The organism is Streptomyces sp. NPDC001222 (genome assembly GCF_042896945.1).
GTDB classification, from domain to species: Bacteria; Actinomycetota; Actinomycetes; order Streptomycetales; family Streptomycetaceae; genus Streptomyces; species Streptomyces gibsoniae.
In genome coordinates, this window is the sequence record NZ_JBIAXT010000085.1 from 1 (window position 1) to 3,720 (window position 3,720).

A 3,720-nucleotide genomic window follows, 5' to 3' on the forward strand; every position below is an offset into this window, starting at 1 on the left:
GTCGGGGCCGAAGGTACCCCTGAACGTCAGCTCGCTCGAGCCGCCCTGCGTCCGCATCCACCTGCTGATCCTGCTGGCATTCTTCTCCAGAGCGAAGTCGAGGACCTTCTACGCCGTCGCCTCGTCCACCCACACGCTGTTCGACGTGGGACCTGCCGTACTTCCGTGTCTTGGCCTCAGACAGGGCCTTGTCTTCCTCCTCGTTCGGCTTCACGTGCTGGCGTCCGGTACGAGGTCGAACCGGCCGTAGCCGACAGTCCGATCCGCGCGCTGTCCCGCGCTGGTGCGCTGGCTCTGGAGGCCGAGTACATGTATCCCTTCCGGCGCGTCAGGGTGCAGAACCGTGCTGTAGGACGTGCGGGGTTCGCTGGCTGTGTGAGATGCCTCTCTCCCGTCGTCGTGGCGCGGGTCGCCTGGGGAGGTGGACCATGTAGTGATGACCTCCTCGCCCCGCCCGCCGCACGTCGGTGGCCGACCGGATCCGATAGCCGGGACTACCGCGCTCGGTGGAGAGCCCCCTCCCGCCCGCGGGTACCTGCTGGACAACGCGCGCGCCGAGGCGGGCGAGCGATTCGTTTGGCTGGCCGAGCTGTTCGACGATGTGACGCGCGGGCACTTCGAGCGACTGGGGGTCAGGGCCGGCTCGCGCTGCTGGGAAGTGGGGGCCGGTGGCCCCAGTATCCCGGAGGCGCTCGCGGCGGCCGTCGGTCCGACCGGGCACGTGCTGGTCACGGACATCGACCTGTCGTGGCTGAAGACAGGCGACGGGTACGAGGTGCGTCGGCACGACGTCGCCGCTGATCCGCCCCCGGAGCCGGGGACGTTCGATCTGGTGCACGCCCGGCTCGTGCTGGTCCATGTACCCGACCGGGCTCGGGCGTTGGCCACGATGGCGGCAGCGCTACGGCCCGGTGGCTGGTTGCTGGTCGAGGACGCCGATACCGCTCTGCAGCCACTGGCATGCCTGGACGACAGCGGCCCTGCGCAGCGGCGGGCCAACAAGCTGCGCGACGCGGTCCGGGAGTTGCTGGCGCGCCGCGGCGCGGACCTGCGCTACGGCCGGACACTGCCACGGGCATTGCGTGAGGCTGGCTTGGTAGATGTCGCCGCGGGGGGCTCCTTCCCATTCGGCGGGCCGGCCTGCGACCGGCTGGAGGCGGCGACCATCCGGCACGTGCGCGGCGAACTGCTCGCGGCCGGCCTGGCCGACGACGCCGAGATCGACGCGCACCTGACCGCCATCCACGCCGGCAAACTCGACCTGACACTCGCGCCGCTGATCTCGGCCTGGGGACGCCGTCCAGCCGAGCACCCGCCGGCACTCGGTTAGTTGCACATCCAAGCCTTGTCCGACCTGCCCACAGCGCTGTTCGTCGAGGGAGGCCAAGCAGCTCGCGCAGGTGCGCGCCGTGCGTCACCGAAGCTGGGGCCAACCCGCGATCCCGTCAAGCCTCTCCCACCGACAAAACGTTAGAAGCCGTTGCTCTATCGATCTTAGTGGGCATGAGTTCGAGGTCGTCGACTCGGTCGGGTGATCTCATGGCTGGCTGAGTATGAAAGCGGGGCCTCCTGCACAGCTCGTGGGTGTCGAATCCAACCGAGCAACACGAGGCCCCTGGTGCTGCAGTCTTCCGTGTCGGCTCCGATGTCGTCCAACTCGGCGTCCCTGAAGCGTGATTGCCTCGCTCACCGGCTCGGGAACGTCGGGGATCGGCCGTACAGGCGTCCGAGGTATCCGTCCGACATGAGCGACGTGGAGTGGGCGATAGTACGCGACGTGATGCCGGTCCCCGGCTGGCTGGAGGGCCGCGGCGGGCAACTGGAAAGCTACTGCCACCGGCAGGTGGTCGACGCGGTGCGCTACCTGGTCGCGGGCGGCATCACCTGGCGGACGATGCCCGCGGACTTCCCCGCGTGGGACCGCGTCCACGCCTTCTTCCGGCGCTGGCGGGACAAGGGCCTGGCCGCCGAGTTCCACGACCGGCTGCGCGACCGAGTCCGCATGGCTGCGGGCCGCGATCCAGAGCCGACGGCAGCCGTCATCGACGCGCAGTCGGTGAAGGGAGCCGACTCGGTGCCTGCCGCGACCAGGGGCTTCGACGGCGGAAAGAAGATCAACGGCCGCAAGGGCCACATCGTGGTGGACGCCCTCGGACTGCTGCTGGCCGTGATCGGGACCGCAGCCTCGGTCACCGACCGGGACGCGGGGCAGACCCTGCTGGTCCGGCTGCGTGAGCGGCACTGGCGCCTCACACGGGTGTGGGCCGACGGAAACTACTCCTGGGGCCGTGGGCCGGCGACGGCGGCGAGGGTGCCAAGCACTGGCTGCACATCCTCACCGAGATCAAAAACCGCGGCGTGGGCGACGTCCTGATGCTGGTCTGCGACGGACTGAAGGGCCTGCCCGAGGCCGTCGGAATCATCTGGCCGCAGACGATCGTCCAGACCAGCGTGGTCCACCTGCTGCGGAACTCCTTCCGCTATGCCGCCCGCCAGGACTGGGACAAGATCGCCAAGCTCCTCAAGCCTGTCTACACCGCACCGACCGAGGAGGCAGCCCTGGACCGGTTCGCCGAGTTCGCCGACGCCTGGGGCAGAAAGTATCCGGCAATCGTTGAGTCTCTCGACCTCCCGCCGAGTCGAGGGCCGTCCCGGCGACTTCATGGGCGACCGCCCCGTCAACTCCGTCATCCAACCCGCTGGTCGTCCCACAACACACCTCTCTGATCAGGTGTGTTGCAACGACTGGTTGAACCTGGGCAATACGTATCAATTCGGTAATACCGACCGGCTCGCCGACATCGGCGCCTCGGCGTCGGTCGGGTCCGTCGCGGACAGTTACGACAACGCGATGGCCGAGGCCCTGAACGGCACCTTCAAGGCCGAGCTGATCGAGATGCAGGGCCCCTGGAACGACGTCGACCAGGTCGAGCGGGCGATCTTCCAGTGGGTCACGTGGTACAACGAAGAGCGTCTCCACTCCGCGCTCGACTATGTACCGCCTGCCGAGTACGAGGAAGCCTTCTGGCGGAGCCCGGAGCAAACCCCGCAGTCCGCCTGAGACAAGATCACCGGCCTCTACGAAACTCGGGGCAGCTCAGCTGTGCCTCAGGCCGAGCTCATGCCCTCCGCAGTGGTAGTAGGCGATCATCGCCATGAGCTCGATGAACCGCTGGTCGCAAACCCGCGCGGTCATGACGAACTCAAGTCCGTGACCGTCCTTTTCCATCGGAGCCCAGCACCCGGCGCTCACATAGGCCCAGCCGTCGCTGCGGGGGCCGGGCCCCGCCACGACAATCCGCAGATCGGGCACTACTTCTCGCCGTTCGGGTCCGAGGTCGTAGTCGACGACCTCCACACCATGCCCCGTGAAGAACGCCCGCACGTGTGACGCAACGGCCTTGGCGGCCGACAGCCCTACCTCACTCACCGCGCGATCATCCCAGACCACGACCGACCACCAACCGGCGACACAGCGTCAGGAAGCGGCCGACCTCGGCCGCAACTACGCCAAGCCTCAACAAACAGTCACATACCGGTGGCCATCAACGGCGTGCCGTACAACTCTCCGGACCCAGACGACTGCCCCAACCGCTCCCGGAGCGTGAATCGGGTGGCCTGCTCCGGACGTGTCAGTGACTTTGTGTAAGTCCCCGGGGGTTACCTGGTGTTGAGCCGGTCCTCGAAGAACAGTGAGAACTGGTTCAGCGCCTTCTTCCA

The 3,720-nt window shown here is 67.7% G+C and carries 4 protein-coding genes and 1 pseudogene; 4 read left to right on the plus strand and 1 reads right to left on the minus strand.

Annotated elements, in window-relative coordinates; genetic code table 11:
- Positions 1-436 precede the first annotated feature (436 nt).
- The 4 genes and pseudogenes from ACFY2Z_RS41575 (at position 437) to ACFY2Z_RS41590 (ending at position 3,061) form a co-directional block, all read left to right on the plus strand.
- Entirely contained in the window at positions 437-1,330 is an 894-nt protein-coding gene (locus ACFY2Z_RS41575; protein WP_390749182.1) for a methyltransferase domain-containing protein, read from the plus strand.
- A gap of 414 nt (positions 1,331-1,744) precedes the next feature.
- Entirely contained in the window at positions 1,745-2,374 is a 630-nt protein-coding gene (locus tag ACFY2Z_RS41580; RefSeq protein ID WP_390749183.1) for an IS5 family transposase, read from the plus strand.
- Positions 2,272-2,616: pseudogene (locus ACFY2Z_RS41585) on the plus strand (transposase); the annotation flags it as partial. The gene ACFY2Z_RS41580 and the pseudogene ACFY2Z_RS41585, both read left to right, overlap by 103 nt.
- 133 nt (positions 2,617-2,749) lie before the next feature.
- The gene (locus tag ACFY2Z_RS41590) at positions 2,750-3,061 is read left to right on the plus strand and encodes a transposase (RefSeq protein ID WP_390749184.1); all 312 of its coding nucleotides are present in this window, start codon (positions 2,750-2,752) and stop codon (positions 3,059-3,061) included.
- Positions 3,062-3,097: 36 nt separating this feature from the next.
- Here the strand turns inward: ACFY2Z_RS41590 and ACFY2Z_RS41595 are convergent, their stop codons facing one another.
- Complete coding sequence (locus tag ACFY2Z_RS41595; protein ID WP_390749185.1) at positions 3,098-3,430, minus strand: hypothetical protein; 333 nt, start codon at positions 3,428-3,430, stop codon at positions 3,098-3,100.
- Positions 3,431-3,720: the final 290 nt, after the last annotated feature.

Coding starts and splice junctions, on each gene's coding strand:
- ACFY2Z_RS41575 (WP_390749182.1), top strand. CDS start 437: ATGACCTCCTCGCCCCGCCCGCCGCACGTCGGTGGCCGACCGGATCCG.
- ACFY2Z_RS41580 (WP_390749183.1), top strand. CDS start 1,745: ATGAGCGACGTGGAGTGGGCGATAGTACGCGACGTGATGCCGGTCCCC.